We start from the raw sequence: 1,855 nt of genomic DNA, 5'->3' as shown, positions 1-1,855 counted from the left end.
TAAAAAGCGTAGACGTTGAAATTTGAAAATACCTCAGAGTACAATAAGACTACTGACTGGCAGGTTAGTAAAAATCTTATTATACAGAGAGGTATCTATAATGAAGTCTAACACACAGAACGCAAAAATTGAAGCTATTACAGAAAAAACTTTGGTACTCGGAATTGATGTCGGAAGTGAAACGCACTATGCCAGAGCTTTTGATTACAGAGGAATCGAGTATTCGAAGAAGCCATTTAAGTTTAGTAACACAGAGGCCGGATTTGCGACATTTAAGGAATGGATCCTGGACCTCAAAGAAAGGCATGAGAAGGATAAGGTGGTTCCGGGTATGGAACCGACCGGGCATTACTGGTTCAATCTTGGAAAGTTTCTACAAGATAATGAAATGAAACCGGTTCTTGTAAATCCTCACCATGTGAAAAAAACAAAAGAACTCGACGACAATAATCCTACTAAAAATGACCGTAAGGATCCGAAAGTTATAGCAGGATTAGTTAGAGAGGGACGTTACATGATCCCATATCTGCCGGATGGTGTTTATGCTGATCTTAGAACAGCATCAAACATAAGATTCCAGTTACAGGCGGAACTTACAAGAATTCAAAACAGGATCAGTCGTTGGTTCAATATATATTTTCCTGAATATAAGACGGTATACGGAAAGCCGGATGCCAAGAGCGGAATGCTAATCCTTAAAGCAGCACCACTCCCTGAAGATATCCTGACGTTAGGTATCGATGGAGTGAACCAAATCTGGCGTGATGCGAAGTTAAGAGCAGTTGGAAGGGCGAGGGCAAAGACCCTGATAGAAGCTGCTGAGCACAGCGTTGGAAGCAAAGAAGGTGCGATGTCTGCAAGAATGGAAATCCGAATGCTTCTGGAGGACTATGAATCCAGAAATACGCGTCTACAGGAAGTTATGGTTCTAATTGAAGAATTGGTAAGAAAAATTCCGATGGCTGAAAAGCTGTTAGAAATCAAAGGTGTGGGAATCAGGACAGTGTCAGGGTTCCTTGCAGAAGTAGGTGATATCAGCCGCTTCAACAATCCGAAGGAACTGCAGAAGCTTGCAGGATTGGCATTGGTTGAAAATAGTTCGGGAAAGCACAAGGGCGAGACAACAATAAGCAGACGAGGTCGAAAGAGACTCAGATATCTGCTCTTTGAGGTTGCAATGTCACTTGTATCGAAGAACCAGGAGTTCAGGGAGCTCCATAATTATTACACAACCAGAAGGCTGAATCCGTTGAAGAAAATGCAGTCACTTATGGCGATTGCAGCCAAGCTGATACGTGTCTTTTATGCCATGCTGACAAAAGGTGTGGATTATGATCCGAAAAAGATGGTCAGTGACATCAAGAGACCGGCAGTTTATCTACAGGCTGCGTAAGAAAGACAAGTAACTGTAATGGGGGCTGTCAAGTGGACAGCCACTGAATTAAGCAGAATGTAACAGATAACGTCCACTGATCACAGTGCTGGAACAGGAAGCGAGTCAGTAATCAATAATACAAAGAATGAGCCAGTAGTCGGCAGGAATATTTTCCATGGGGCGAGACCCCGTATAGGAGCATAGCTGACACCCTGGTTATGGGCAGGCAGGACGAAGGAAGTTAGGACCTCTGGAGACAGAGATGATCCTGGTGGATATAGGAGGTTAGCTGCCATAGAGGGAAGGGTATACACAAGGCCAGTAAAGCGAAAATCAATGACGTTTTATTTCGTATACCATTCAACCGCTATTTCAGTACCTGATACATCGAAATGCTCATAGCTGTGGCTTATTCACTGAGATATGAAAGGTTGAAAAACCTTGAATTTTCAATAAAAAACACTTGATTATATGAGGAGG

The 1,855-nt window shown here is 42.7% G+C and carries 1 protein-coding gene; it reads left to right on the top strand.

Annotated elements, in window-relative coordinates:
* Nucleotides 1-100: 100 nt before the first annotated feature.
* Complete coding sequence (locus LIQ05_RS19160; protein ID WP_226822909.1) at nt 101-1,393, top strand: IS110 family transposase; 1,293 nt, start codon at nt 101-103, stop codon at nt 1,391-1,393.
* Nucleotides 1,394-1,855: the final 462 nt, after the last annotated feature.

Origin of the sequence: Blautia glucerasea (genome assembly GCF_020537505.1) — a bacterium.
Classification (GTDB): domain Bacteria; phylum Bacillota; class Clostridia; order Lachnospirales; family Lachnospiraceae; genus Blautia_A.
This window is presented reverse-complemented; position numbering and strand designations above follow the sequence as displayed.

Excerpts from the sequence above, each read along its gene's own strand:
- LIQ05_RS19160 (WP_226822909.1), top strand. The coding sequence starts at position 101 with ATGAAGTCTAACACACAGAACGCAAAAATTGAAGCTATTACAGAAAAA.